Source organism: Halogranum rubrum (genome assembly GCF_900114455.1).
Taxonomy (GTDB): Archaea; Halobacteriota; Halobacteria; order Halobacteriales; family Haloferacaceae; genus Halogranum; species Halogranum rubrum.
The window spans coordinates 289,060-314,025 of the sequence record NZ_FOTC01000001.1 but is presented as its reverse complement, the minus strand read 5'-3'; the positions used below and the strand labels follow the sequence as shown (position 1 = coordinate 314,025).

Annotated in this window: 21 protein-coding genes; 16 read left to right on the top strand and 5 right to left on the bottom strand. The window is 63.1% G+C overall.

What is annotated here, in order from left to right; all coding sequences use genetic code 11:
- Positions 1–75 precede the first annotated feature (75 nt).
- From BM083_RS01620 to BM083_RS01590, 7 genes are all read left to right on the top strand, one after another.
- A complete protein-coding gene (locus BM083_RS01620; RefSeq protein WP_089864870.1) occupies positions 76–768 on the top strand; it encodes a hypothetical protein in 693 nt (230 codons plus the stop codon).
- Between the two features lie 117 nt (positions 769–885).
- Entirely contained in the window at positions 886–2,643 is a 1,758-nt protein-coding gene (locus BM083_RS01615; RefSeq protein ID WP_089864867.1) for a spermidine synthase, read from the top strand.
- 2 nt (positions 2,644–2,645) lie between these two features.
- A complete protein-coding gene (locus tag BM083_RS01610; RefSeq protein WP_089864864.1) occupies positions 2,646–3,134 on the top strand; it encodes a DUF2617 family protein in 489 nt (162 codons plus the stop codon).
- Positions 3,131–4,081 (top strand): DUF8108 domain-containing protein, encoded by a 951-nt coding sequence (locus tag BM083_RS01605; RefSeq protein ID WP_089864861.1) that lies wholly within the window; start codon positions 3,131–3,133, stop codon positions 4,079–4,081. The genes BM083_RS01610 and BM083_RS01605 overlap by 4 nt, the downstream gene beginning before the upstream one ends.
- A gap of 154 nt (positions 4,082–4,235) precedes the next feature.
- On the top strand, positions 4,236–6,542 hold the full coding sequence (locus BM083_RS01600) for a pentapeptide repeat-containing protein (RefSeq protein ID WP_089868284.1): 2,307 nt from the start codon (positions 4,236–4,238) through the stop codon (positions 6,540–6,542).
- Positions 6,543–6,630: 88 nt separating this feature from the next.
- Positions 6,631–7,104, top strand: a complete 474-nt coding sequence (locus BM083_RS01595) for an FKBP-type peptidyl-prolyl cis-trans isomerase (protein WP_089864858.1) — start codon at positions 6,631–6,633, stop codon at positions 7,102–7,104.
- Between the two features lie 90 nt (positions 7,105–7,194).
- Positions 7,195–8,556 (top strand): PQQ-dependent sugar dehydrogenase, encoded by a 1,362-nt coding sequence (locus BM083_RS01590; RefSeq protein ID WP_089864855.1) that lies wholly within the window; start codon positions 7,195–7,197, stop codon positions 8,554–8,556.
- Positions 8,557–8,767: 211 nt separating this feature from the next.
- On the opposite strand, the gene BM083_RS01585 is transcribed toward BM083_RS01590, so the two are convergent.
- Positions 8,768–9,142, bottom strand: coding sequence for a CBS domain-containing protein (locus BM083_RS01585; RefSeq protein WP_089864852.1), 375 nt, complete (start codon positions 9,140–9,142; stop codon positions 8,768–8,770).
- A 134-nt stretch (positions 9,143–9,276) separates the two neighbouring features.
- Between BM083_RS01585 and BM083_RS01580 the strand changes: the two genes are divergently transcribed.
- The 3 genes from BM083_RS01580 (at position 9,277) to BM083_RS01570 (ending at position 12,324) form a co-directional block, all read left to right on the top strand.
- Positions 9,277–10,503 (top strand): RNA-guided endonuclease InsQ/TnpB family protein, encoded by a 1,227-nt coding sequence (locus tag BM083_RS01580; protein ID WP_089864850.1) that lies wholly within the window; start codon positions 9,277–9,279, stop codon positions 10,501–10,503.
- Between the two features lie 161 nt (positions 10,504–10,664).
- The gene (locus tag BM083_RS01575; protein ID WP_089864846.1) at positions 10,665–11,918 is read left to right on the top strand and encodes a digeranylgeranylglycerophospholipid reductase; all 1,254 of its coding nucleotides are present in this window, start codon (positions 10,665–10,667) and stop codon (positions 11,916–11,918) included.
- Between the two features lie 64 nt (positions 11,919–11,982).
- Positions 11,983–12,324 carry a DUF7964 domain-containing protein gene (locus tag BM083_RS01570; RefSeq protein WP_089864843.1) on the top strand — a complete coding sequence of 114 codons (342 nt, stop codon included), beginning with the start codon at positions 11,983–11,985 and terminating at the stop codon, positions 12,322–12,324.
- 424 nt (positions 12,325–12,748) lie between these two features.
- On the opposite strand, the gene BM083_RS01565 is transcribed toward BM083_RS01570, so the two are convergent.
- On the bottom strand, positions 12,749–13,330 hold the full coding sequence (locus BM083_RS01565; protein ID WP_009376883.1) for a helix-turn-helix domain-containing protein: 582 nt from the start codon (positions 13,328–13,330) through the stop codon (positions 12,749–12,751).
- A gap of 330 nt (positions 13,331–13,660) precedes the next feature.
- Between BM083_RS01565 and BM083_RS01560 the strand changes: the two genes are divergently transcribed.
- From BM083_RS01560 to BM083_RS24205, 4 genes are all read left to right on the top strand, one after another.
- Positions 13,661–17,551, top strand: coding sequence for a PAS domain S-box protein (locus tag BM083_RS01560; RefSeq protein WP_089864840.1), 3,891 nt, complete (start codon positions 13,661–13,663; stop codon positions 17,549–17,551).
- Between the two features lie 182 nt (positions 17,552–17,733).
- Complete coding sequence (locus tag BM083_RS01555) at positions 17,734–18,099, top strand: DUF7344 domain-containing protein (protein ID WP_089864837.1); 366 nt, start codon at positions 17,734–17,736, stop codon at positions 18,097–18,099.
- Between the two features lie 58 nt (positions 18,100–18,157).
- Positions 18,158–18,508: a DUF7344 domain-containing protein gene (locus tag BM083_RS01550; protein WP_089864834.1), complete on the top strand. Its 351-nt coding sequence runs from the start codon at positions 18,158–18,160 to the stop codon at positions 18,506–18,508.
- A gap of 153 nt (positions 18,509–18,661) precedes the next feature.
- Positions 18,662–18,808, top strand: coding sequence for a DUF7563 family protein (locus BM083_RS24205; RefSeq protein WP_449404998.1), 147 nt, complete (start codon positions 18,662–18,664; stop codon positions 18,806–18,808).
- A gap of 78 nt (positions 18,809–18,886) precedes the next feature.
- Here BM083_RS24205 and BM083_RS01545 read toward each other — a convergent pair whose 3' ends face one another.
- Positions 18,887–20,029 (bottom strand): PrnB family protein, encoded by a 1,143-nt coding sequence (locus BM083_RS01545; protein WP_177197506.1) that lies wholly within the window; start codon positions 20,027–20,029, stop codon positions 18,887–18,889.
- Between the two features lie 228 nt (positions 20,030–20,257).
- Between BM083_RS01545 and BM083_RS01540 the strand changes: the two genes are divergently transcribed.
- Together BM083_RS01540 and BM083_RS01535 are read left to right on the top strand one after the other, a co-directional pair.
- Positions 20,258–21,862 carry a coiled-coil domain-containing protein gene (locus BM083_RS01540; RefSeq protein WP_089864829.1) on the top strand — a complete coding sequence of 535 codons (1,605 nt, stop codon included), beginning with the start codon at positions 20,258–20,260 and terminating at the stop codon, positions 21,860–21,862.
- Between the two features lie 109 nt (positions 21,863–21,971).
- Positions 21,972–23,276: a polysaccharide deacetylase family protein gene (locus tag BM083_RS01535; protein ID WP_089864826.1), complete on the top strand. Its 1,305-nt coding sequence runs from the start codon at positions 21,972–21,974 to the stop codon at positions 23,274–23,276.
- Positions 23,277–23,282: 6 nt separating this feature from the next.
- On the opposite strand, the gene BM083_RS01530 is transcribed toward BM083_RS01535, so the two are convergent.
- Both BM083_RS01530 and BM083_RS01525 read right to left on the bottom strand, forming a co-directional pair.
- Positions 23,283–23,501, bottom strand: coding sequence for a hypothetical protein (locus BM083_RS01530; RefSeq protein ID WP_089864824.1), 219 nt, complete (start codon positions 23,499–23,501; stop codon positions 23,283–23,285).
- A 139-nt stretch (positions 23,502–23,640) separates the two neighbouring features.
- Positions 23,641–24,912, bottom strand: a complete 1,272-nt coding sequence (locus tag BM083_RS01525; protein ID WP_089864820.1) for an RNA-guided endonuclease InsQ/TnpB family protein — start codon at positions 24,910–24,912, stop codon at positions 23,641–23,643.
- Positions 24,913–24,966 lie beyond the last annotated feature (54 nt).

Below are 24,966 nucleotides of genomic sequence, written 5' to 3'. Positions count from 1 at the left end.
GTATGCGTACGTCTGTCAGTCTGAACCACAAGATAGTTAATCCAGTTGTCCAATCATCGGGAGAGGAATCGAATCATGCGTCGCCGCACCTTCATCGCTGCATCCGGTTTCGGAGCGCTCACCGCTCTGGGCGGATGCCTCGGTAACTCGTCCCCTCCACCACGAAAGTCCAGCGTCGTCTCGGAGTTCGAGATGGCCGACGGGTCGCTCACCGTCGATCTCGCTGACGACACGTGGGTCGTGTCTCGCTACGAAGCCAACCAACAGTCGCTCGCCAGTGTGAATCCGGTCGGCGTCGCCAGTGCCAAAGGCAAGGGCGGCGGCGGTGGCGGCCGCGGTGCGACCGGACGCGGGTCCGGCGGATACGCCTCGGCACCACGAACGCGATACGGGCACGCGTGGTATCACGGCGGCGACTACGCCGACGACTGGTACGAGGACCACGCTGACGACGTGTCCCGGTACGGCGTCGGCGTGGCCGCACTCGGCGTCGCCTATCTCGGGAGTACGTCGCAGATGGAAGACGACGCGCCCGACGCGGGACCGGTCCCGTGGGACGAGACGTTCCAGAATCCCAACGACACCGTCCAGTACGACGTCGCAGAGCAGTCGACGGGCGACGGCTGGTACCGCGTCGGTGCCCACATCGTCGGTGACAGCGTCGACCACGACTTCCGCTGGGAATGTTTCGACCTCGAGATCGACCGCGGATTCGGTGGCGACAGTTACAGCATCGACGAACAGTGGAAAGTGTCGCCGCGCATCTGAGGATGTCAGACCACACCGCCGTCTCGGCCGGTCGACGGCGGCGGGACCGACGAGCACAGCGTATCCGACCGACTGACCGGCTGACGGAACGGACACAGAGAGTGAAGACCCACACAGATGACTGAGCGACGAACCGCGACACTGACGCTGCTCGTGCTCACGTTCGTCGTCTCCTTCTGTAGCTTCGCCTACGAGTTCGTCTACTCAGAACTGCTGACCGTGATGTACGGTGGAACGGTGACACAGTACGTCATCACCGTCGGCCTATACTTCTTCAGTCTAGGTATCGGGGCCGCGCTCTCGGACGACCTGAACGCCGACGACCACGGCGAGAACTTCTTCCGGACGGAAGTACTGCTCGCCGCCGTCGCTCCGGCGGGATTCCTGCTCATCGTCGGACTCAACAGCGTGCGTATTCCGCAGGCAGTGCCAGCGGAACTACTCTGGGTCGCCGCACGACTCCCCGTCGTCGTCGTCGGCTTCCTCTCGGGGTTCGAACTCCCGCTCTTGACCCACATGGTCGACGAACTCGACGGCGAGAGTGCGTCGACGCCGACGTGGGTCCGTCGCGTTGGCGGGCGCGTCCACGACTTCTCTGTGGCCTGCGTCGGTCTCTTCTGGAACGTCGAACGCAACGAGGGACGGCGGAGCGGACTCTCCGTCGTGCTGGCGATGGACTACGTCGGCGGCCTGTTCGGGGCCGTCGTCTACGCCAAACTGCTCTACCCACAACTCGGCCTCATCCCGACTATCTTCGTCCTCGCGCTACTCAACGCCGCCGCGGCGCTCGTCTTCGTCGCTCGTTTCGGCGACTGGTCGTGGACGCCGACGAGCGAATCGACGCCGCTCGTTAGTCACGTCTCGCGGACGCTCCTCGTCGTCTGTCTGCTGTTGACGGCGTCGTACGCGGGCGTCGTCGCCACTCACGAGACGGTCGACGAGCGACTGTCAGAGCTCTACCTCGAACAGGGGATCGAGAACGAGTATCCGCCGGGTGCGATGCGCGCCGAAGTCACCTCGCAGTCGACGACGCAGTACCAGCACGTCGTCCACTACGAGCGGACGTGGACCGGGGCCGGACCGAACCCACACTTCACCGGCGAGTCCGAGCAGTGTCTGCGACTCGGCGCGGCGGTCCAGATGTGCGACAGTTGGGCCGACAGCTACCACGACGGCCTCGTCGACGTGCCGATGTCGATGGTCGAACACGGGCCGGAGACGAAGGTGCTCGTCGTCGGCGGCGGCGACTGGGTCGCCATCGACCATCTTCGGGAGTACGACGTCACCGTCGACCACGTCGATCTCGACGCCGAGTTCATGAACCGGACGAAAGACGACCCGTTCTTCAGCCGCTGGCACGACGACGCCTACGAGTACGACCGTCTGAACACGACAGTCACGGACGGCTATCGCTACCTCCAGCAGACGAACGAGACGTACGACCTCATCCTCCTCGACGTCCCCGGCGCGACGGACGACGACCTGCTGAAACTCTACTCGGCGGAGTTCTACCGGTCGGCCAGCCAGCGACTCACCGACGACGGGATGGTCGTCGCGTGGGCGTACTCCGCCGACAGCTACCCCGAACACCACAAGGCGTTCACCAACACCGTCCGCGCCGCGGGGTTCACCCACCAGCTACCCTACTGGGCGTGGGAAGACCTCGACAGCGACGGCGAGACCGAGCGCGTCGAACGGTTCTACCTCCTCGCGCCCGGCGAACGCGACCCGCTCGCCCCCGAAAATGGGACCGACTACGTGAGACGGTACAGTGACCGCTACGACGACGCCGAGTGGCGTCCGGTCCCTCATTATCGCGGCGTGCGGGTAAACTCCATCTTCCACCCGAACTACGACATTCTTGTCGACACCTAACCATGTCCTCCAACACATCCCCTGAACCCATCGAGACGCCCGCGGAACTGTACTTCGAGTACGCCCGCGAGACGCCCGCGCTCGACGAACTCGACGTGAAGACGGTCCACCCCGACGACCTGCTCGGGTCGCCCGCGGTGTTCACCGTCATCGGCGAGTCGCACTACGTCGGCCTGCCCGAACTCGACTTCCACGAACTCTGTTCGTGTACGCCGCTGTCGGCGGAGCAGAGCCACGAGACGCCGCTCTCGACCGACGTCGACCGTGAGTTCCGCTTCGAGAGTGCCCGAATCGCGGCGACGACGACAGTCGTCGGAAAGCCGCTCGCCGCATTCCCTGGCCCCGAGGAGTCGACGGTGGCCTACCAGTTCGGTCCCGACGCGTGGACCACCATCCGCGTCGACGACGCGGGCTACGAGACGTACCATACCTACCCCGAGCACGGACTCGCACTCTACACCGAGACGACTTTCGACCTTCGAGAACGATGACCGCAAATCCACAGCACTACGACGGTGACGTGACGCTCGCTGGCTCCGAACGGCCGCCAGTCGAACTCAGAGACCCCGCAGACGTGTTCGTCACGTCAGACAGCGTCGGCGGCGACCTCACGGTACAGAACGCCGAGTACGTGTTCACGCATCAGGCCGTCGAGAGCGACACGACCGTCCCCGACGCGGAGACGGCCATCGGCGGCAACCTCGAAGACGGCTACGTCGAACGGGTCGACGGTGACGTCGTCGTCAGCGACGCCGAGGACGTGTTCGTCGCCGTCGACGCCGCCGACAGCGCGTTCACCGCGCCCGGTGCGGAGAACGTCTACACCGACGAGAAGACGCCCGATGCGACGCCCGACGAGTACGACGTCGCGACGGTCGGATGGCAACAGTCGGGGTCGGCGAGCGACCCCTCGACGGGCGTCTACGCCGTCGGGATGGACCACGAGGTGGAACTGACGAAGACGCGGCAGAACCTCGAACTCTACCTCGTCGGTCACGGTCACGACGTCCACGTCGACGGCCGGAGCGCGGAACTGTCGATTCACTTCGTCGGCTACGAGAACACCGTCCACGTCGGGCCGTATCTCACCGCCGACGTCGTCAGCGAGGCCGGGTTCGACAACGAAGTCGACGAGAAACCCTACCCGGCCGAGGACCTCGTGGAGATGTCGCGACGCGAAGCCTACTCTAACGCCGGATTCGGCCGCCGGAAGGTGACCTTCCAGGTGCCCACCGACGACGAGGAGTGGTGTCCGAACTGCGGACGGGCCGCCGACGCCGTCGTCGAACGCCACCAACTGGAGGCGTTCTTCCTCTTTGGCCGACCGCTGTGGACGTACGAACAGAGCACCAATCCGGCTTGCGAGTGTGAACACTGCTCGCCGAACGCCGTTCACGCCGAACTGTCGCCAGACGAGCGTCGTGCCGTACTGGAGTGAGCGAGGGTGTCGAAGCGAGCGATACTCTCCCGAACATATATGTTAGAGAACGAGGAACTGAACGCCAGACAACCTCCAGGCCCGGACTCGGCCGTATCCAGTCTGGGTCTCACGCCCACCTCCAGCCATGTCGAGAAATGAGACACAACCAGCCCTGATGTCGGCGACCTGTCGATACACGTTCGACCCGTCGACGGAGACCGACGCCGGACTGCAGACGACGTGGGAGTGCCCACACGAACCGCACCCCGACAGCGACCACTGCGTCTTCCATATGAGTCGAGACGAACGCGCCGCGTGCGACGTTCGGTCGGAGGACATCGTCGAGTCGCTTCGGGCGAACCTCCAGTCGCCAGACACGCGCGTCAACGAGTACGTCGGCGCGGACTTGCCACACCTCTCGTTCACGTATCAGGACGTCAACGGGGCGACCAACCACGTGCTCAACTTCCGACACGCCGATATCGAAGGGTTGGACTTCACGCACGGCCGTCTCGACCAGGGACTCATCCTCCAGGAGGCGACGGTCGGCCGCCTCAAGTTCGAAGACGCCACCGTCACTGGCGACGTCGAAGCCGACGAGGTGACGGTCCGTGGCGACGTCACGACGGACGAGGCGACGTTCCAACAGGACGTCCACTTCGACGGCGCGGTGTTTCAGGGCGACGTCGACTGTGACGAGACGACGTTCCAGAGCGACACGACCTTTCGCGGGGCGACGTTTCAGGGCATCGTACACTTCCGAAACGTCGAGACCAACGGGAGTAGCCACGTCCTCGACGACCACCTCTCGTTCGCCGACGCGACGTTTCGCGACGACGCGAGTTTCCGACAGGCGACGTTCGACTACGTCACGTTCGAGGGCACGCAGTTCACCGCCGGGTCGGACTTCGAGCACGCGACGTTCGAGGGTGACGCCCGGTTCGACGGGGCGACGTTCCAACAGATGGCCGACTTCGACGAGGCGCGCTTCGCCGACGACGTGAGTTTCGCCGACGTGCGGTTCGTCCAGTTGGCCGAGTTCCGCGGCGTCGAGTTCCGCGGCGGTAGTCGGACGACGAACGACGACGTGACGTTCGAAGGTGCGGTGTTCGAACGCGAGGCCGACTACAAACTCGCGAAGTTCCGCTACGCGGACTTCAAGGACGTCGCGTTCAAGGGGCCGGTCAACTTCGACCGAGCGACGTTCACCGCGCGTGCGGACTGCCACCGCGTGCAGGTCGACGGTGAGTTCGACCTCGTCCACGCGACGTTCGAGGGCGAAGTCGACTTCACGGAGAGTAGTTTCGGCGACGACGTCGTCGCCACCGAAGCGACGTTCGACGGCGACGTCACCTTCGAACACGCCGCGTTCGACCGACTCGTCCGCTTCGACGAGGCACGGTTCAACGAGGACGCGAGTTTCCGTGGTGCGACGTTCCACGGGATGGCCGCCTTCCGTGGGACGGTGTTCGAGGGTGAAGCGCGACATCTCGAAGAGAACGCCTCGTTCGACGAGGCCGACTTCCACGACAGCGCCACGTTCGAGGCGGCGAACTTCACCAACGTCTCGTTTCGAGAGACGACGTTCCAGGAGCGGTGTGACTTCCGGCAGGCCGCCTTCCACGAGACGGCGACGTTCAGACTGCTCGGCGGTGACCGCGACACCTACGTCGACCTCACCGACGCGACAATCGACGGGGGGACCATCTCACAGGTCGGCGGCAGCGCCATCCCGTACGACCTCACGCGGGCGACGGTCGGTGACCTCCAACTGGAGGGTGAAGGCAACGAACACGAACTGCTCGACAGCTTTCGGTTCTGTCTCACCGACTTCGACCACTTCGACTTTAGCAACCACCACGCGTATCTCGAACGCAACGACTGGACGATTCACGACTTCACCGGGAACGAGGCGACGGGACAGTTCGCCGTCGAGATGACGAACGAAATCGTCGAGGAGACGTACCGAAAAGCGCAGGATAGCGCCGACGCCGTCGGCGACACACCGGCGAGTCGTGAGTTCGAGTTCAAACACTACTACTACAACCGAAAGAAGAACCTCGACATCATCCTCAACGAGTACTCGCTGAACGCATGGGGGCGCGGGAAGAAGGCCGCGAGCGTCGGTCTCAACCTGTTCATGCAGGTCACCTGTGGCTACGGCAACCGACTTCCTCGAATCGCCGCGTTCACCTTCCTCCTACCGGCGCTGTTCGGTCTGCTGTACGCGTTCGGTGGGCCGTTCCTGACGCAGGCCGGGAGCGTCCTCGACCCGGGGGCGGTGGACAAGACGGCGCTCGAAGTGCTCTTCGACAACGTCTACTACAGCTACATCAGCTTCAGCACCGTCGGCTATGGCGACATCAACCCGCTCGGTGCGGGTGCCCGAGTGCTCGCGGCGAGTCAGGGGATGTTGAACGGTCTGTTCTTCACCCTGCTGACGTTCACGCTGTTCAAGCGCGTGCTCGGCGGCAGCTAAGGAACGAACCGTCCGTCGTTCGTTTCGTCCCGTCCGACCACGACGCTCGATAACGACGTTTATCCATCGGTCGGCCCGAGTCTCACACATGGCTATCGAACCCGGCGACACCGTCTCCGTCGAGTACGTAGGTCGCTTCGAGGACGGTAACGTCTTCAACACCTCACGATACGACGTCGCGGTGGAGCACGGACTGGTCGAAGCGCAAGGCGCGAGTCGCGAGGACTACACACCGCTCGTGTTCGCCGTCGGCGAGGGTGCGGTCATCGAAGGCCTCGACGAGGCACTCGTCGGGATGGACGTCGGCGAGGAAGCGAGCGTGACGATTCCGCCGGAGAAGGCGTACGGCGAGGTGGACGACGAGCGCGTGCGCCAGTACGACCGCGAGACGTTCGAGGCGATGGTCGGACAGGACCCCGAAGTCGGTCTCCACGTCCACGCGGAGAACGATCTCCACGGTGACGTGACCGCCATCCGTGACGACGAAATCGCAGTCGACTTCAACCACGAACTCGCCGGCAAGACGCTCGTCCTCGACATCGAAGTCACCGACACGTGGTGACGACGTCTCGACGCCGACGCAGCTGACGACGAGACGGCGAAGACGACGCCGACACACACGTATTTCTGTCGGAGACTCCTGTAGTGGGACATGACGAACAGGCCGACCAGACGCCAACTTCTCGGGTGGGGAGTCGCCGGTGTCGTCTGTGGGGTCGCCGGATGTAGCCAAGCCCCCTCGAACCAGACGACAGCCACCACGTCGGCGGCTGGGACACAGTCGACGGACAACGGGTCGACGGAAACGCCCGAGTCGACGCCGCTGGAGACGGTTGCGCTGGAGACGCTGGCGACCGGGTTCGACGCGCCGGTCGCCGTCGAGTTCTCGACCGACGGTGAGCGTGCGTACATCGCAGACCAAGTCGGCCGAATCGCCGTCTACGAGTCGGGGAGTCTCCGAGACGAACCGGCGCTCGATTTGGGTGACTCGGTCGAGTTCGGCGGCGAGAAGGGGTTGCTCGGACTCGCCCTCCACCCAGACTTCGCCGAGAACCGACGGCTGTACGTGCGCTACAGCGCACCGAGACGCTCGGGCACGCCGTCGAACTACAGTCACACGTTCGTCCTCGCGGAGTTTCGGGCGACGGACGACGGCCGGCGGATAACCCGAGACAGCGAGCGGACGATACTGGAGATTCCGCAACCGCAGGGAAACCACAACGCGGGCGACGTCGCGTTCGGCCCGGACGGCTATCTCTACGTCACCGTCGGCGACGGCGGTGCGGGCGGTGACCAAGGCAACGGTCACGTCTCGGACTGGTACGACGCCGTCGGCGGCGGCAACGGCCAAGACGTGACCGAGAACCTCCTCGGAAGCATCCTCCGCATCGACGTCGACGGACGGGATGGAGACAGAGCCTACGCGATTCCCGAGGACAACCCACTCGTCGGGCAGGACGGACTCGACGAACACTATGCGTGGGGGTTCCGGAACCCGTGGCGGTTCTCGTTCGACGAAGACAGCCTCCTCGTCGGCGACGTCGGACAGAACGAGTACGAGGAGATAGACCGCGTCGAGCGCGGCGGCAACTACGGCTGGAACGTCAGGGAGGGAACACACTGCTACGGTGCCAGCGAGTGCCCGAGCGAGACGCCCGACGACGTGCGAGGCGGCGAACCGCTCGTCGACCCCGTCGTCGAGTACCCGCACTCGGGCGACGGCGTGAGCGGTATCTCGGTCATCGGCGGCTACGTCTACCGGGGGTCGGAACTCGCCGGTGGACAGGGGACGTATCTGTTCGGTGACCTCCAACTCCGTGGTCGGTTGTTCGCAGCGACACCGGCCGTTGACGGGAGTCGAAGCCAGTGGCCGACGCGCATCGTCGACATCGCCGAAGGAGACAGCGGAACGCTCGACCAACTCCTCTCGTTCGGGCGTGACCCGACGGGAGAGCTGTACGTCCTCGGTGTCGGCCCCGACGGCGGTGGTGTCTACCGTCTCGTCTCGCCTTGAGAGCCAGTTTCCACGTCTCGGGCGGCTACACGGGTCTCGTTTCCCTCGTCGAACGTGTCAGTACACTCTACTTTCGGGCACAAAACACTTAACGGGTGGTGCAAAACGGAGAAACGACAGCGGCACACGATGCCCGATTGGTCTCAGGCTTACCGCTGTCCCCGCTCGCACTGGGCCGCCACCCGGTGCACGCTCCATTTTTCCCGGTAACTCAGGACAACTGTGCAGCGACGTCCGTCGACGACACCATCCCCACGTAGTCGTCGTCGACGACGGGGAGATGTTTGATACCGAAGGAGGTCATCATCGCGGCGACTTCCTCCATGAAGAGGTCGGGTGTGACCGTCTCGACGGGTGCCGTCATCACGTCGCCGACGAGAACCTTACCGGGGTCTCGGCCGTCTGCGACGACGTCGAGGACATCGGTACTGGTGACGATGCCCGCTTCGGTAGCAGTGACGAGCAGTGAGCTAATATCCTGTTCGCGCATCCGCGTAGCCGCCTCTCTGACCGTGGCAGTCTCCGAAATCGTCGCAACGGGCGAAGACATGATGTCCTCCACTCGGGTTCGAGTCTCTGTGTTCATAGAGAATCAAGGTGGATACCCGCGACTTTAGGCGCGGGAGGAAACCGACACTTGCTATCTATACTACGCTCGTTGGTGGGCTGACTCCCCCACCGTTTGTTGACACTTATAAGCATTCGGATTGTTGTGATTGTATGGAGATTCGTCGCACTGTCCCTGTCAAACTTGACGTGAGTGACAGTGACGCGAATCTTCTTTCCGAGACGATTGACGAATTTTTGTGGGCTGCGAATTACGTCGTCGGTGTCGCGTCTGAGGGTGATTGGGTCGAAACACGAGCATCGCAACTCCAATCGTTGACGTATGATGACGTGCGTGACGCCACACGACTTCACAGCAACCACGTGCAGTCGGCTCGCAACCAAGCGGTTAAGTCGCTTAAGTCGGTCATCGCCACGTGGAAGCGAGGTGAGAAGGTGTCGTTGCCGACGTTCACTTCGCGTTTCTGTGAGTACAACCATCGCAACGTGACCTTCTACGACGACCACGCCACTCTCTCGACTGTCGATGGTCGCGTCGCCGTCAACTATGTGTTGCCCGACGAAACTCGTCACACGCCACACGCGGAGTATCTGCACTCCGACGGGTGGGAAAAGACAGGTGCAACTTTGCACCGTCGCAATGGCTCGTTCTACCTCCACATCCGAACAAAGGCGGACGTGGATGCCCCCGACCTTCCCGAGAACGGAACGGTTCTCGGCGTTGACCTTGGGGTCAAGAACATCGCTGTCACCTCGACAGGGACGTTTTGGACTGCGAACGAGTTCAACCACTGGCGACGTGAGTACGAGAAGCGACGTGGCTCGCTTCAACAGTGCGGAACGCGGTGGGCACACGAGAACGTACAGTCGGTCGGACAGTCGGAGACAGGTCGATTCGAGCAGTATCTGCACCGCGTAGCGAACGAACTTGTCACCGAAGCCATAGACTACGGCTGTTCGTACATCGCCTTCGAGAACCTCACCCACATTCGTGAGAACATCCCCGAAGCAACGTGGCAACACGTATGGGCGTTCCGACGCCTGTACGGGTATGTCGAGTACAAGGCAGCCAAACACGGAATCACGACCACACAGGTAAATCCGCGAAACACGAGTCGTCGGTGTTCGAGTTGTGGATTCACTCACGAGGACAACCTCAGCAACGATACGATGTGTTGTCAGAAGTGTGGGTATCGGAACCACCGCGACTACAACGCAGCGAAGAACATCGGTCTGAAACTCCTTCGGAACCAAACCGGGGCCGAGGGAGGCGCACCCGTAGGTGTGCGCTTGAACAGCGGGATGCTGAACGCGAACGGGCTTACATCCGTCCCAGGTTTGGGTAGAGCGGGAGTCCATGCTGAATGCCACGGCCTTTAGACCGTGGTTACTTACATCCAGAGGAGTGTGACGCAGGGCCTTGTCTGTTCCCCAAGACGACGACGAGCCACACGACGAAAACAGGGTGAATTATACATAACCCGTTCGACGGTTTACCCAACAAAGCGGAGCGGACTCTCGTTCGTTCCATCTCCCTACCCATGAGTCAGTCTGAGCCACACGACGTCGTCATCGCTGGTGCTGGTCCCGCAGGAGCGCAATGTGCCCAAGACCTCGCGACCAGAGGCTACGACGTCGTCGTCCTCGAAACGGAAGCGGAAGCAGAGTTCCCACGGGCGAGCAACAAGTCGACTGCAGGGACGTTCCCGTCGACGATGACCACGTTCGGCATCCCGGACGACGTCGTGATGCACTACACCGACGACGTCGTCATCGAGTCCCCGAACAACGCCTACAAGTACGGTCAGACCGGTGCGGTCTTGGAGTTCGCGGACTTCAAGAACTGGCTGGTCGACGAGGGCCGCGCAGAGGGCGCAGAGTACCGGTTCGACGCTCGTGTCACGAAGCCACTGATGGAAGGCGGTGAAATCGTCGGCGTCGTCTACAACGGCGACGAGGAGGTCCGCGGCGACGTCGTCATCGACGCGACGGGACCGAGCGCCCCGCTCGCGCGGAAACTCGGCGTCGTCGACCTCAAACGCCAGAACCAGGCCATCGGTATCGAGTACGAGTTCAGTGGCGTCGACACCAACGCCGACGGCTACGCCGACGTCACCGACGCGATGATGCTCCGTCTCGACCACGACATCGCTCCCGGTGGCTACTCGTGGATCTTCCACACCGGCGAGGACACCGCGAAGGTCGGCGTCTGCTACCTCCAGAACGAGGCCCACACCGGGAACGCCCGCGAGGGGTTCACCATCGACGACTATCTCGACTACTGGCTCGACACGGACCCCCGCTTCGAGAACGCCGAACGTATCGAAGGCAAACAGCACCGCGGGTCGGCCCATATCCAGATGCCGTCGTCGCTGTCGACGGACAACTTCATGGCTATTGGCGACACCGTGCCGACGCTCGACCCGCTGTGGGGCGAAGGTATCGACAAGTGTATGCGCTCCGGTCGGGCGGCCGCCGCCACCGCCGACAGCTGTCTCACCCACCGCAGCCGCGACACCAGCGCCGAGCAGATGGCCGTCTACGACCGTCTCTGGAACCGTGACGTCGCCCCCGACATGCGCAAGCGTCTCGTCATGACGGAACTGCTCTACTTGAGTTCGAACGACCGGTACGACGCCCTCATCAGCGACCTGAACGGCAACGGCAACGAGATCGCACAGAACGCGAACCGTGGCAAACTCTGGTCGATGCTCCACCTCCTGAAACGTGAAGACGTCCCGGTGCTTGCACGATACGCCGAACTGCAACTCAAGCGTCGGTTCGACTTCCTCTAAACGCCAGTCGCGAATCGCAATCTTCCTCCGTCCCCCTTACGAACCGCGACGCACGAACACGATTATGACGCTTCTCGATTCACTTCCGGCGCGCCCTCTCACACTCGACGAGGGCGAGGACCTCGCTCTCTCGGACACTGTCGCACCGCTGACTGTTCTCACTGCCGACGCCGACAGCCATCGGCGCGGTGTCTACACGCTCTTCGTCACGAGTTCGGAGGCGTCACGGGCGTTCGTCGCAGGGTTCCACCCCGAACAGCAGCGATGGACCGTCGTCGACTCGTGGGATGAAGACGAGTGGACGCCGACGAAACAAGAAGAGGCACTCGCGGCGTTCGTCGAGGAGCACTACGGTGACGTCGAACAGGAACACATGCGTGCGAGTCGAGGCGTAGAGTCGGAGTAGGTGTCGTCAATCTCTGCGTTCATCCTGTTGAAACGCGGGTTTCTCAACTTGGGAAAGATCGTAACGAGCGCCACGCCACCGAGCACCGCCACATGGACGCGGCCAGCCAAGAGGCTGAGATAGAGCGACCCTTTGGATGACACGACAGAGCAGTTCGAGCGGTGGGTCCATAGCCACTTCTCGGAGGACACTCGTTCGTCCGACCGGCAGGACGACGACTTTATATCCTCGTCACCGGCATCGTCGAGTGAAGTAAGGCGTCTCCGACGTAGGATACCGGAGACGACCCTGCTTCGTTCTTACCTACTCAGTGACGACATCGCCTCGGAGAAGACACGTTCTCGACACACACGAGATGTTCATTGTGATGGCGCGCGCGGCGTCGGGCCGAGGCTACCCCACCCCGGCGTCGGTGTGTCGGTGTTCAGTCTTTGATCTCGGCGAACAACTCTCTATCTGCCTCCAGCGACGCTGACAGTTCCTCGTCGGTGTCGACGTCGAGCAGGGACTCGAACTCCAGCGGGTAGTGGTAGCTGTCGCATCGAGCGTGCTGGCGTGCCTCCAGTATCCGTCGGTACGAGCGAACCGTCGACTCGCTCACGTCGAGTTCGGCCGCACAGGTCGCATCGTCACTCCCCGCTTCGACGAGTCGAAGTAGCTGACGCAGGTCGAACGGTGCCTCCGAGTCTGCCGGGCGGAAGAGATGGACGTCGAGACGGCCCTGCGTCACGGTGTCGGTGTCGACACCGAGTTCGCGGGCCATGTCGGCGTCGCTCTCGCCCGCGTAGAAGCCTCGAACGACGTCGACGAGTGTCTCGTCGTCGAGGTCCGACTGGAAGGGAAAGCGCTCGCGCATCTCGCCGACGAGGCGCGTAAGCGTCTCCTCGATTTCGTGCTCGCTCGGAACGTCACCGACGTGTGTAGCCGTCTCCTGTCGGTCGGTGAAGGTGGTCACGGGGCTCATCTTCAGGAATATCTCACGGAGTTCGTCGGTCTTGGTCGTCATAGATGGAGTAACTCGTTCGGAGCAGTCTCTGTCGACTGGATGCAAGCCGCACGGCGAGCGACAGAACCGCTCGTGTGAGCGAGCGGGCCGTCGTCGAACGCTGCGAACCGTACACAGAGCAGGTGCTCCGCAACGAACTATTACCGTATCGTAGGACTCCCGAGGAGATAAACTGCTCGTCGCTCGCGGCGCGGCCGTCGTCGGTTGAACACGTCCACGTCGGCCAATTTTCGAAGGGAGAGAGGAGAACGCTCGGCCACTCGCGTCAGCGAGTGGGCAGCTACGAACGGTCAACAACTATATCAACCACCATGGCAGTGTCTGACACGAATGGACGGGGGAACTAACCACACTGAGACCGACGACGTGGAGTCGCTCGCAGGGGTGTTTGCAGCTTCACCGCTCGAACTCGGCGACGACGTCGAAGCGGTCGAGACATTCGTACAGACACTCGTTGCCAGCGTCCCCGACGGCGTTCTCACTGTCGACGAGGTGGGGACCATCGTCTTCGTCAACCCGGCGATGGCACGTCTCGTCGGCTACTGCCCCGCCGAACTCGTCGGTTCATCGCTCCGAGCAGTGCTCCCCGACCGACTCGCTCAGCCGTTCGAACGGCACATCGACCCCGAGGACCGAGGGGGAGAGTGGGACGAAGTCGACAGCTACGTCCAGCACAAGGCGGGTCACGACGTGCCCGTGTCGATACGGGTCGCCGAACACACTTACGATGGAAAGCACCTGCTCACGGGAGTGTTCACGGCGCGAAGCGAACGCCTCGAACGAGAGCACGAACTCGGAGAGCGGGCCGAAGAAGAACGACAGTATCAGTCGCTCGTCGAGGCCGTCGAGACCGAGGCTATCTTCCGACTCGACCCGGACGGTCACGTCGAGACGTGGAACCAGGGCGCCGTCGCCATCACTGGCTACGACAGAGACGAGATACGCGGCCGGCACGTCTCGGCACTCTACCCGGAGAGCGCCGTCGAAGCCGGCGTCCCCGACGAGGCACTCGCGACAGCCGCGGCCGAGGGGACAGTCGACGCCGAAGGATGGCGGCGACGGAGCGACGGAACGCGCTTCTGGGCCAGCGTGACGCTGACGGCCATCCGCGACGCCGACGGCGAACTGGCGGGGTTCGCGAATGTCGTCCAGGACCGAACCGACAGCCGTCGTGCAGAGAGTCGCCAGCAGCTTCTCACCGACGTCAGCCGGGTGGTCGCCGAGTCCGAAACCGCCGAAGACGGCCTTCGAGAGGCCCTGTCGACGCTCTGCGCGCAGACGTCGCTCAACGGCGGCGAAGCGTGGCTCTCGACGACAGCGTCCGAATCGACCACGTCGCTCGAACACGCCGCGACAGTCGACGCGGACACGTACGGGGCGCCGAAGTCAAAGCCAAAGCCAAAGTCAAAGTCACAGTCGAAGTCGACTCCTCGGTTCGGCGACTTCGCCGAGCGAGTACGAGCGAGCGGCGACGCCGCGTGGCTGGCCGAGACGCCGTCGACAGCATCGGCAAGGGAATCTCGGCCGACTGCGTTCGGGGTTCCCATCGAGAGCGACGGTGACGTCGTCGCCGTCGTGGTCGTCACACTCGCCGACGAGACGGACGGGACCACCGCACTCGGCGTCTCCGAGCGTGAGGAGGTACAAGCGACGGTCGGTGTCGCGGTGAGTTCGCTCGGGGCGATGGTCGAGCGGAAGCGAGTGGAGACCGACCTCGAACGTGAACGCGCGTTCTTGGATCAACTACTCGAGACGAGTCCGGTCGGCATCGCCGTCGCCGCCCCAGACGGAACGGTCACGCGCGTAAACCACCATACCGAGGAGTTGTTCGGGCTCTCAGCAGACGAGATTCTCGGTCGGCAGTACGTCGAGTTGGCCGACGACGTCTTCGACGACGAGCGTGACCCACTCACCGCCGACACGTTCCCCATCACACGCGTCTTCGAACGGGGCGAACCCGTGTTCGACTACGAGTTCGGCATCACTCGATTCGACGGCACATACCGCTGGCTGTCGGTCAGTGCCGCACCCGTCCGGACGGCGAACGGCGACGTCGAGCAGGTCGTCGCGGCGATTCGCGACGTAACTGACCGAAAACGCTACCAGCAGGAACTCGAACGTCGACTCAGCCAACAGCAGGTAATCACCGACCTCGGACAGACCGCTCTCGACAGAACGGACGTCGACGACTTGTTCGACGAGACCGTCGCTGCCGTCAGAGAGACACTCGACACCGACACCTGTCTCGTCTTCGACGACGAACGACACGTCCAAGCAGACACGGGATGGCTCGCATCCGTGGACGAAGACGGAGTCTCTCTCGACGGGACGACACTCGACACACAAGTCGGCTACGTGCTTCAGACCGGAGAACCACTCGTCGTCACCGGCGCGTGGGGATGGCCCGCACCGCCGACAGTAGAGGACTCGGCACGTCCGAACGGACCGGACGACACGGCGACCATCACGACGGGAATTACCGTCCCCATCGGTGCAGGCGACCACGTCCACGGGGTGCTCGGAGCCTACACCGCCGACCCCCACACGTTCTCCGAGCACGACCGCACGTTCGTCCAGACCGTCGCGACGTTGCTCGCCGCTGCCATCGAACGCGAGACAATCGACCGAAAGCTGCGGGCGTTCCGCGAGGCGGTCGAACAGGCGGGTCACTCCATCTACCTCACTGACGTCGACGGAACAATCGAGTACGTCAACCCGGCGTTCGAGCGGATGACGGGGTACGAAGCGGCGGAAGCCGTCGGCGAGAACCCCCGGTTGCTTCAGTCGGGTGTCCATCCAGAGGCGTTCTACGCCGACCTCTGGGACACCATCCTCGGTGGCGACGTGTGGCACGGCGAGGTGACCAACGAGCGGCGCTCCGGTGAGCAGTTCACCGTCAACCAGACTATCGCCCCCGTCGTCGACGACGCTGGCGACATCGAGCGGTTCGTCGCGGTGAACGCAGACATCACCGCACAGAAGGAGCGTGAACGAACGCTCGAACGGCAACGCCGGTCGCTAGAGCGGGTTCGTGAGGTGACAGAGAGCCTTCGGCCGCTCAATCGAGCACTCTCGCGCGCGTCTACGCGAGCGGAAATCGAGCAGGCAGTCTGTGAGCAGTTGTCGACGTCCGGAGCGTATCGGACAGCGTGGTACGGGAGCTACAACCCTGCCGTCCACCGCATCACGCCGAGCACGTGGTGTGGGAGCGGTCTCGACGACCGAGAGGAACTCGTCGAGGTGGACGTCGAACAGTGGGAACCACTCTGTCAGGCAGTCGAGACTGGCGACGTGCACGCCGACGTGATGCTCGACGCCGAACACGGACTCGAACCGTGGCCGTCGGCGGGACCGAAGCCCGGCGTCGAGACAGCAGCGGTGATTCCCATCGTCTTCGACGAGACGGTCTACGGCGTCGTCGGCGTCTACTCCGCACGACAGAACGCGTTCGACGAGTACGAACGTGCACTGCTCGGCGAACTCGGCGAGCGCGTCGGCCACGCGCTCAACGCCGCGAAGAACAAGCAACTGCTCCACACGGACACGGCCGTCGAACTGGAGTTCCGAACGCGAGCGCCAGACGCCGCCTGCACGACGGTCTCTGCAGCCCTCGACTGCCGACTCACGCTCAACGCGATGATTCCGACGTCGGAGAACAAGTTCGTCGGCTATCTCGGCGTCGACGGCGCGAAGCCACGGACGGTTCGTGACCGTCTCACCGAAGAGTCGTCGGTTCAGACGGCCCGCGTCGTCCATGAGTGCGGGACGGTCGGGACGATCGAGTTCGTCGTCGACGCGTCGCCCGCGACGACGCTCATCAACTACGGTGCGACGATTCGGTCGGCAGTCGCCGAAGACGGCGTCGAGACCATTCGTGCCGAAGTCGCCCCCGAGACGGACATCCACGAGATTATCGACGGGATGCAGGCGACCTACTCGGATACGACGTTCGTCGCCAAACGAACCATCGACCGGCCGGTACGAGAGTTAGTGGCCAATCAACAGACGTTCAGTGAGACGCTGACCGACCGGCAACACGAAGTGCTCAAACTCGCGTATCACGCAGGGTTCTTCGAGTCACCGCGGGAGTCGACCGGCGAGGAACTCGCCGTCTCGCTCGGAATCAGTTCGCCGACCTTCTACGTCCACGTGCGAAACGCACAGCAGAAACTCCTCCAACAACTCTTCGGGGAGCGGACACCTGACGACCGACGACGGTGACTCGCGAGTGTCTCTACACGTGGACAGTCGCACGACGCGACCAGCCTTCGAGAGGCTGAGCCGACGTCACTGGTGACGAATAGAGACGTTCGAGCGTGAGCGTCTCGCAGTTCGTCTCTGAGTTCAGTCACTAGTTGACTAGGGTAGCAGCTTTCGGTGGAACACGGAAACACCTGAGTGAAATGACTCCGTCGCATTCGAGTCGGTCGAGTCAGTCCCGCGAAGCGCTCCCGAAAGACACCGCCTTCGCGCTCCTGAGCGAACGGCGGCGACGGTTCGTGCTACACGCGCTCCTCCGCGAGGAAGGAGTCGCGACGATGCGTGAAGTACGAACGAGAATCGAACGGTGGGAAGACGGGACCGACGGCGAGACGATAGAGGCAGACCTGCGCGAGAGACAGCTCCCGAAGTTCGAGGCAGCAGGTGTTCTGGCGTACTACACTGCATCCGACGTCGTGGAGCTACTCTCTCCGGCCACCGACCTTCTTCCGTACCTCGAACTCGCCGCGAGCGACGACTTCCGGACGGACACTCGCCCGAACGTGTAGTCGTCTCTCAGACCAACGACGCGTCGTTTCACCAACACCACCGACACGAAGCCCAGAGATGACGGAACACACCGACGACACGACAGACCACTCGGAGAGCCGTCTCACCCAGTACCGCCGTCTCATCGTCGACCGGTTGTGTGAGCATACGACGCTCACGGTGGCCGACCTCGCCGACGAGATTGCCGTCCACCAACACGACGCGCCGCTCGACGACGTCCCGCCGACAGCCGTCGTCGACATATATACCGAACTCTGTCGAACGCATCTGCCCGAACTGGCTCGTGCGTCACTCGTCGCCTACGACGAAGAACACGAACTCGTCTCACGGCCGGGATGCGGGCTGGATACGTCGGTTCCGGTTTCGGAGTGTCAGCTCCCGTCGACCGACGATTCGGAGTCCTCGTGACTACTCCAGAGTTTCTATCTCTAGTCACCTAGCGTCGGGCTATGTATCCGAAGCGTTCCTCTCTCCGGGCGTCCCCAGACGGCAGGGGAGAACGTGCCGTGACGTTCGATTCGCGTCGGACGTTCGAACGGGGAACGACCTAGAGGAAAGAGAATGAAAAACTGTAACAACTGCGGCAGTATGGTGACAGTGCGTTTCGCACAAGTGTTCGGAACGAACGGCGATATCGTGTACGCGTGTCCGAACTGTGCTCCTTACGAACAGTTGACGTCGGGTGCGGCCGGTCGGCAACCAGCGTGAATTGCGGCTAACCGCTTTTAGCCGCCGACCGCACCTATCGACCGAGCAGCGCGTGACGAACGAACTCGAGTGACAGTATCAGAGCAGCGTCTTTCGGGTATCCTGCGTGAACATCTCCAGATAGTCACCGTACGGTGTGCCACCCGTCCCGGTCGTCTCGCCAAGTGGGACGGTGAGATACTGCGTGACGATGTCGGTGTGGAGGTCACGGAACGCGACCATCCGTTCGAGACAGTCGTTGTACGTCGCGCGGAGACGTTCGTCGTCGGCGACGTAGTCGCGGATGCTCGGCCCGTCGGCGGCCGCCTCGATGAACGACCGGTGGGACGGGGGCATATCTTTTCGCAGCGTTCGGAGGTGACTGACGAGCGGGTTGTCACCGTGGTCGACGCCGAGTGCGGCGTCGAGCGCCGGCAGGAGCGACGACTGTGCGCCCGACGCGCCCCGGTAGGACTGCGGGCCGTCGAGTTCGGGGACGCCCTCGTACTCGACTTCGGAGAGTGGTTTCAGATAGTGACGGAAGGTCCGTCCGTAGTTCTCGGGGGTGTTCCGCTCGGGCATCCGACCGAGGATACGTTCGAGTGTCGCGAGCGACCCCTCCATCCGGTTGAGGGCCGCGGCGACTCGCTCGTCGTCGCCGTCGCGGACGCCCTGTTGGGCCTCGCCGATAGCACCGAGCGCCGGCCCGGCCGTGCTCTCGATGGCGACGTGGATGGCGACGAACCACTGTTCGTCTTGTAACGAAACGAACTTTGTGAGCGTCTCGACGTTCGCGGGGTCGAGGCCGCGACCGTCGTCGAGTCGGGCCCAGTTGTAGAGGACGTACCCGTCGTAGGAGAGCACGGGTGTCCGGCCGAGTCGTGCCGTCGACTCGTAGAGGGGAATCGCCACACCGGAGGGAATCGAGTCGACAGACGGGCCGTCGAGTTTGTGGACGTACGCGTTCGCGAGAAAGCCCGTGAGCGAGTAGAGCCGAAGCAGTTGTTCGTGAGACAGGTCGTCGAAACAGTCGGACGGCGGTGCTTGTAGACCGCGAACCGTCGCTCGCAACGTGTCGTTCTCCAACCGCTGTGGGAGGGAGTCTGCGACTTCGTCGAGCGTCCGGAGCGAGTCGTCTACGTCGGCACCGAACGACCGAAGCGGGTCAGTGTCGGGGACGAACCCACGGGTCGGACTGACGTCGAATCGGCCGTAGTCGAGCGTGGGGACGCGTGTGCTCATCGGTTCACAGTCGACTCGCGAGTGAGATAATTGACGTGGGTTTCGAGGTGGCCAGTAGCGAACGAAACTGGGGTCGACACCGGGGATGTGAACACGAATCACCAGAGTCGGTGGCGGGAGACGACGTGGCTGTTCTTCGCGCATCGAGCGTCAGAGAGTCGGCGTGGGGAGACTGTCTGGAAAAGGCGTGCGGGCCGTTAAGCTGTCTTGTCGCCTATCTGTTAGTCGATGATTTCGGGAAAGCGGCCGGTCCTCGTCGCTTGTCTCCTCGCTGTGCTCCTCCTCGTCGGGACGGTCCACCCGACTGTCGTCGCCGCACAGACGACGGACGTAGAGCGTGCACAAGAGCGACTGCAAGCGGCCAACCGTGCCTACCAGACGGCCCTCGTCACCGTCGACGCGGCGTACGAGGCGGGCGTAGAGACGCGAGAGTTCGACGCACGACTCGACGAAGCCAACGAAGCGCTCACCGACGGCGTCGACGCCGTTCGAGCGACGCCACCGAACACCGAGCGCGCTCTCGAAGCCGCAACACGGGCCGAACGCCTCTCGCTCGCCGTCGAAGAAGACGCCACTGTCGCCACACAGCAGGCGCTCGCCGACGAGGCTATCGAGCGCGAGACGGCGCGCCTGTCGTCGCCAGCGGCCGACGAGTGGTTACAGCGAGCGGAGACAGACCGAGCGGACGGCCAGTTCGACGCCGTCGAACGTGACCTCCTGTACGCACAACACGCCGCACAGGTGACACACTACGAGGCATATCTCCAGAACCTCTCCGCGCAGGGACTCGACCTCGTCGCACTCGACGCCGAGGTAGCCGCCTTCGACGAGTCAGTCGAGAGCGGGACACTGGACGCCGGAGAGGCGAGCCAACTCCGACAGTCGATGCAACGAGCGGACGTCTGTGTCCGACAGTTACACGCGGCCACGCTCGCTATCGAGCGGGCAGACCAGACGTCGTCGGTACTCGTCTCCGCAGACCTGACGGCCGCGACGGCGGCACAACAGGAGGGGTACGATGCACTGGAACGCGGTGAGTACGACGCCGCGTGTCGCGCCGCGGAGGCGGCAGAGACGGCGGCGGACAGCGAGACGCGCCGCGTAGAGTCGACGCTCGAAGCCAACGTTCTCGCGAAGACGGTCGACGCTGTGTACGACACGCTTAGAGCGGTGGTGCCGGGATTCGGTGACGACACCGTTGCGTCGACGACAGTCGTCCATCCACCGACGCTCGTCGTCGTCGACGTCTCGCCGGTCTCGGTAACGGCCGCGCCACCGACGCCGTCGGTGACGCCGCTCGACTTCACCGCAGAGGCAGTCACGACACCGGTCCCGTCGGAACCGGACGAACAGGTCGCGGACGACGTCGAGGAGACGCCAGAGCAGGAGCGAACACCAGAGCGCGAGCGGACGCCAACCGAACGTGACGAAACGGTCGAGCGCGAGGAGACGGCGGAACCCGAACGTGCGCAAACCGACCGAGTGGAGCAACCAGTGCGAGAAGAGACGGTCAGATTCGTCATCCGCATCGACGGCGTCGACGAGTGCGGGACGACCTGTCGCGACGTGACCGGGACGCTCCGAAACGTCGGCACCGGGGACGCTCACAACGTCGAGGTCGATATGGCGCTCTCGGTCGACGGGTCGGTTCTCTGGACGGGCACCCAGTCACTCGGTACGGTGCCAGCAGGCGAGACGCGCACCGTCTCGCAGCGAATCGTGCTGGGCTTCGGTGAGGCGTTGCAGGCTCGGTCGAACGGGACCGTGGACGTACTCATCACCGTCCGTTCGGACGAGGAGACGCAGACGATCCGCGACACGGTTCCCGTGTGAGCGTGAGACTTCGGCGACCGAGAAGACGAGAAAGCGAGAAGAACCGCTAGTCGTCGCCGCAAAACGCATGAGGTATTAAGGCACCGAGCGACATGTGTGAACAGAGAGCATGAAAGAACCAGCGACCCGACGAAGATTTCTCGCTGCAGCAGGCGTCGCCGGTGTCGCCGGCCTGGCTGGCTGTTCCGGCGGCGCAGACCCGGCGACGGAGACGACGAATGTCGTGACGAGTACGCCATCGACGACAGCGGCGAACGAGACGAGTGAGGCGGGAACAGGGACACCGAGTTCCTCGGCCGTCGAATCCCCGTTCGACCGCGGGACGCTCGTCGACGACTTCGAGGCGTTCGGGTCCGAGGAGTCCCGATGGGGAACCATCCGCGGAACCACCGAAGCCGACACCGACGACGTGTACGCCGGGACGCAGTCGGTCCGGATGTCGAACGAGAACGGCGACGCCGCGGGCATCTTCAAGTCCTTTCCGGATGGTCTCGACTTGACGAGTCACGACCTCTCTCTCGCCGTCAAGTTGGAGAAACCCGTCCGCGGGCGGTTCGCCGCCGAGTTCATCGCGCCCGCCCGGAGTGATATGCTGACCAGCAAGCGGTTCATCCCCAAGGAGTTGAACGACTGGATTCGCATCGACCTCGGCTACACGGGCAAGAAGGGCGAACCGGTGATGGAGGCGATTCAAGAACTACGGTTGATGGTGCTCACCGAGGAGGGGACGCCGATAGACGTCCACATCGACGACCTGCGGAAGATTCCGAAACCCGACACGGGGAAGGTCGTCCTCCAGTTCGACGACAGTCGGGCGTCGCACTACGACGTCGCGTTCGAGGAACTCCAAGACCGTGGCTGGGCGGGCGGGTCGGCCATCATCCCGAACTCCATCAACAGCGACGGCTATCTCACGACGGGGCAGATGCGCGAGATGCGCGACGCCGGGTGGGACATGATGTCGCACCCGCAGGCCTCGAAACCGTTACCCCAGTACTCGGAGGCGAAACAGCAGCAACTCATCCAGCAGGCGTACAACTATCTCGACCTGAAAGGGTTCTCCGAGGGTGCACGTCACTTCGTCGCCCCCTACAACCGCGTCAGTAAGACGACGCTCGACATCGTCTCGGAGTACCACGACGCGGGCTACATGTTCGGCGCGTGTCCGAACAACGCCCAACAGCCGAGCAACATGTACGCTATCTCCCGCGTGATGGGCCGAGACCCGCAAGGGACGCGTCGCATCCTCAACATCGCCGACGCGTACAACCAACTCGTCGTCGTGACGTGGCACACCATCGGCTACGGTGACGAGTACGAGACGACGCCGGAGGACTTCAGGAACGTCCTCGACCACATCGAGGAGGAGACCGGACTCGAAGTCGTCGCACCCTCCGCTCTGCTCGACGGGTAAGGTCGCTCACGTCGACCCAGAGTCGACGCGACGCACGACGCCGCCGAGAGCCACGAGCGAGCACAGCGAGACGTACCGACCGACGACGACCGGCGAAAACGGTCGAACGACGGTAGCATCACGGACGACGGACTCGATTTCACCGATGGGCTGTTCCGGAGCGAACGGCAGCGCTCGAATGTAGCGGGCGCCATCCAAGAGCGCCTCCGAAACGGCCGTCGTCACTCCCAGTACCAACAGCAACGATCGGTTCTCACGGACGTCGTCGAACTCCTCGATAGTCGTGCGATATCGCTCGAAGACGAGTTCACCGTAGAATGTCAGAAGATACCCCTCACTCGCCTCCTCGATGACGTCGTGCTGGTCAACTACCCCGCCCTACTCGCGTCTTCGACGCTCGTTGAGGACGGGACTTGTCCATGAACTCGGCCTCGAACCCGTCCGAGTGGGCGGTGAATCCGCCGCTCGGCGTCACAGTTCCAGACTTTAGGGCAAGCTGACTGTTGCCCGTCCGCCGAGACGACTGTTGGCCTCGGCGGACGTACCGCATACCGATATTCTTCGACGCGTTGTAATCCGCGTTCGCTTCCGACTCGCATTTCACGCACCGGAAGTCGGTGCGAGTCGGGCGATTCTCGTCGGCTGTGAATCCACATTCGGCGCACCGCTTCGACGTGTACGCCGACCCGACTTGCTTCACCGAGATGCCGACTGCTTCGGCTTTGTACTCTACTTGCTCGTACAGCGTTCGGAACGCCCACTTGTGACCCCACGACGCACTCGTGCGGTCACGGATATACGTCAGGTCTTCGAACGCTATCACGTCGCACTCAAATCGGAGTGCTTCGTCTACGATGCCGTTCGACGCTCGGTGGAGTACGTCACGGACGTATCGTAGTTCGCGTCCACTCGACTGTTTGAGCGTCCGATGGGCACTTCGTGTTCCGGTCTGTTGGAGTCCGGCGCGTACTTTCTCGAACTCGCGGAGGTCGTGGGTTAACTCCCGCCCGCTAAAGAAGTAGGCGGTGCTGGTGACGGCGAGGTTTTCGATGCCGAGGTCAACCCCGAGGACCGTTCCGTCCTCGGCGGTGTTCCGTTCAGTATCGTTCTTGTGGCGGCGGAAGCCGATGTGCAAGAAGTAGTTGCCGTTACGGGCGGTGAGAGTGCTTTCCGTGACGCTCCATGCGTCCGAATCGAGGTACTGCCGTTGGTAGCCATCGTCGGCGTCAGGAAGTGCAAGTTCACACCGGACGCGACTTTGCGTTGTGGAAAGCGACACTGTATCGTCATCGAACAGCGTCATGGTTCGGGTGTCGTACTTCACCGTGGGTGCGGTGAAGGTCGGCTTGCTCACCTTCTTGCCGTTGGACTGGCGTTCGATACAGCCGGTGATGGCTTGTGCGGATTGGTGGGTGGCGAGAATCGCGTGTTGACTCCCGAGGTTGGTTTTTCCGCGCACGTCGTCGTAGGCGAGGGGCTGTACGTCGCTTTTGGCGTTGCACTTGCCCCACGCCATGTCTGTAGCGATTTGACAACCACGCTTCCACTCGGAGATGGTGTCTTCGAGGAAGTTGCGTTGCTCGTCGGAAACTTCGAGACGAGTGATTGCCGTCCGACGCACGTAGTCGTCTGCCACAATTTCAATGTAATCGTGTGGCTATTAATAGATAGGAGGTTCGCTCATCTGTGG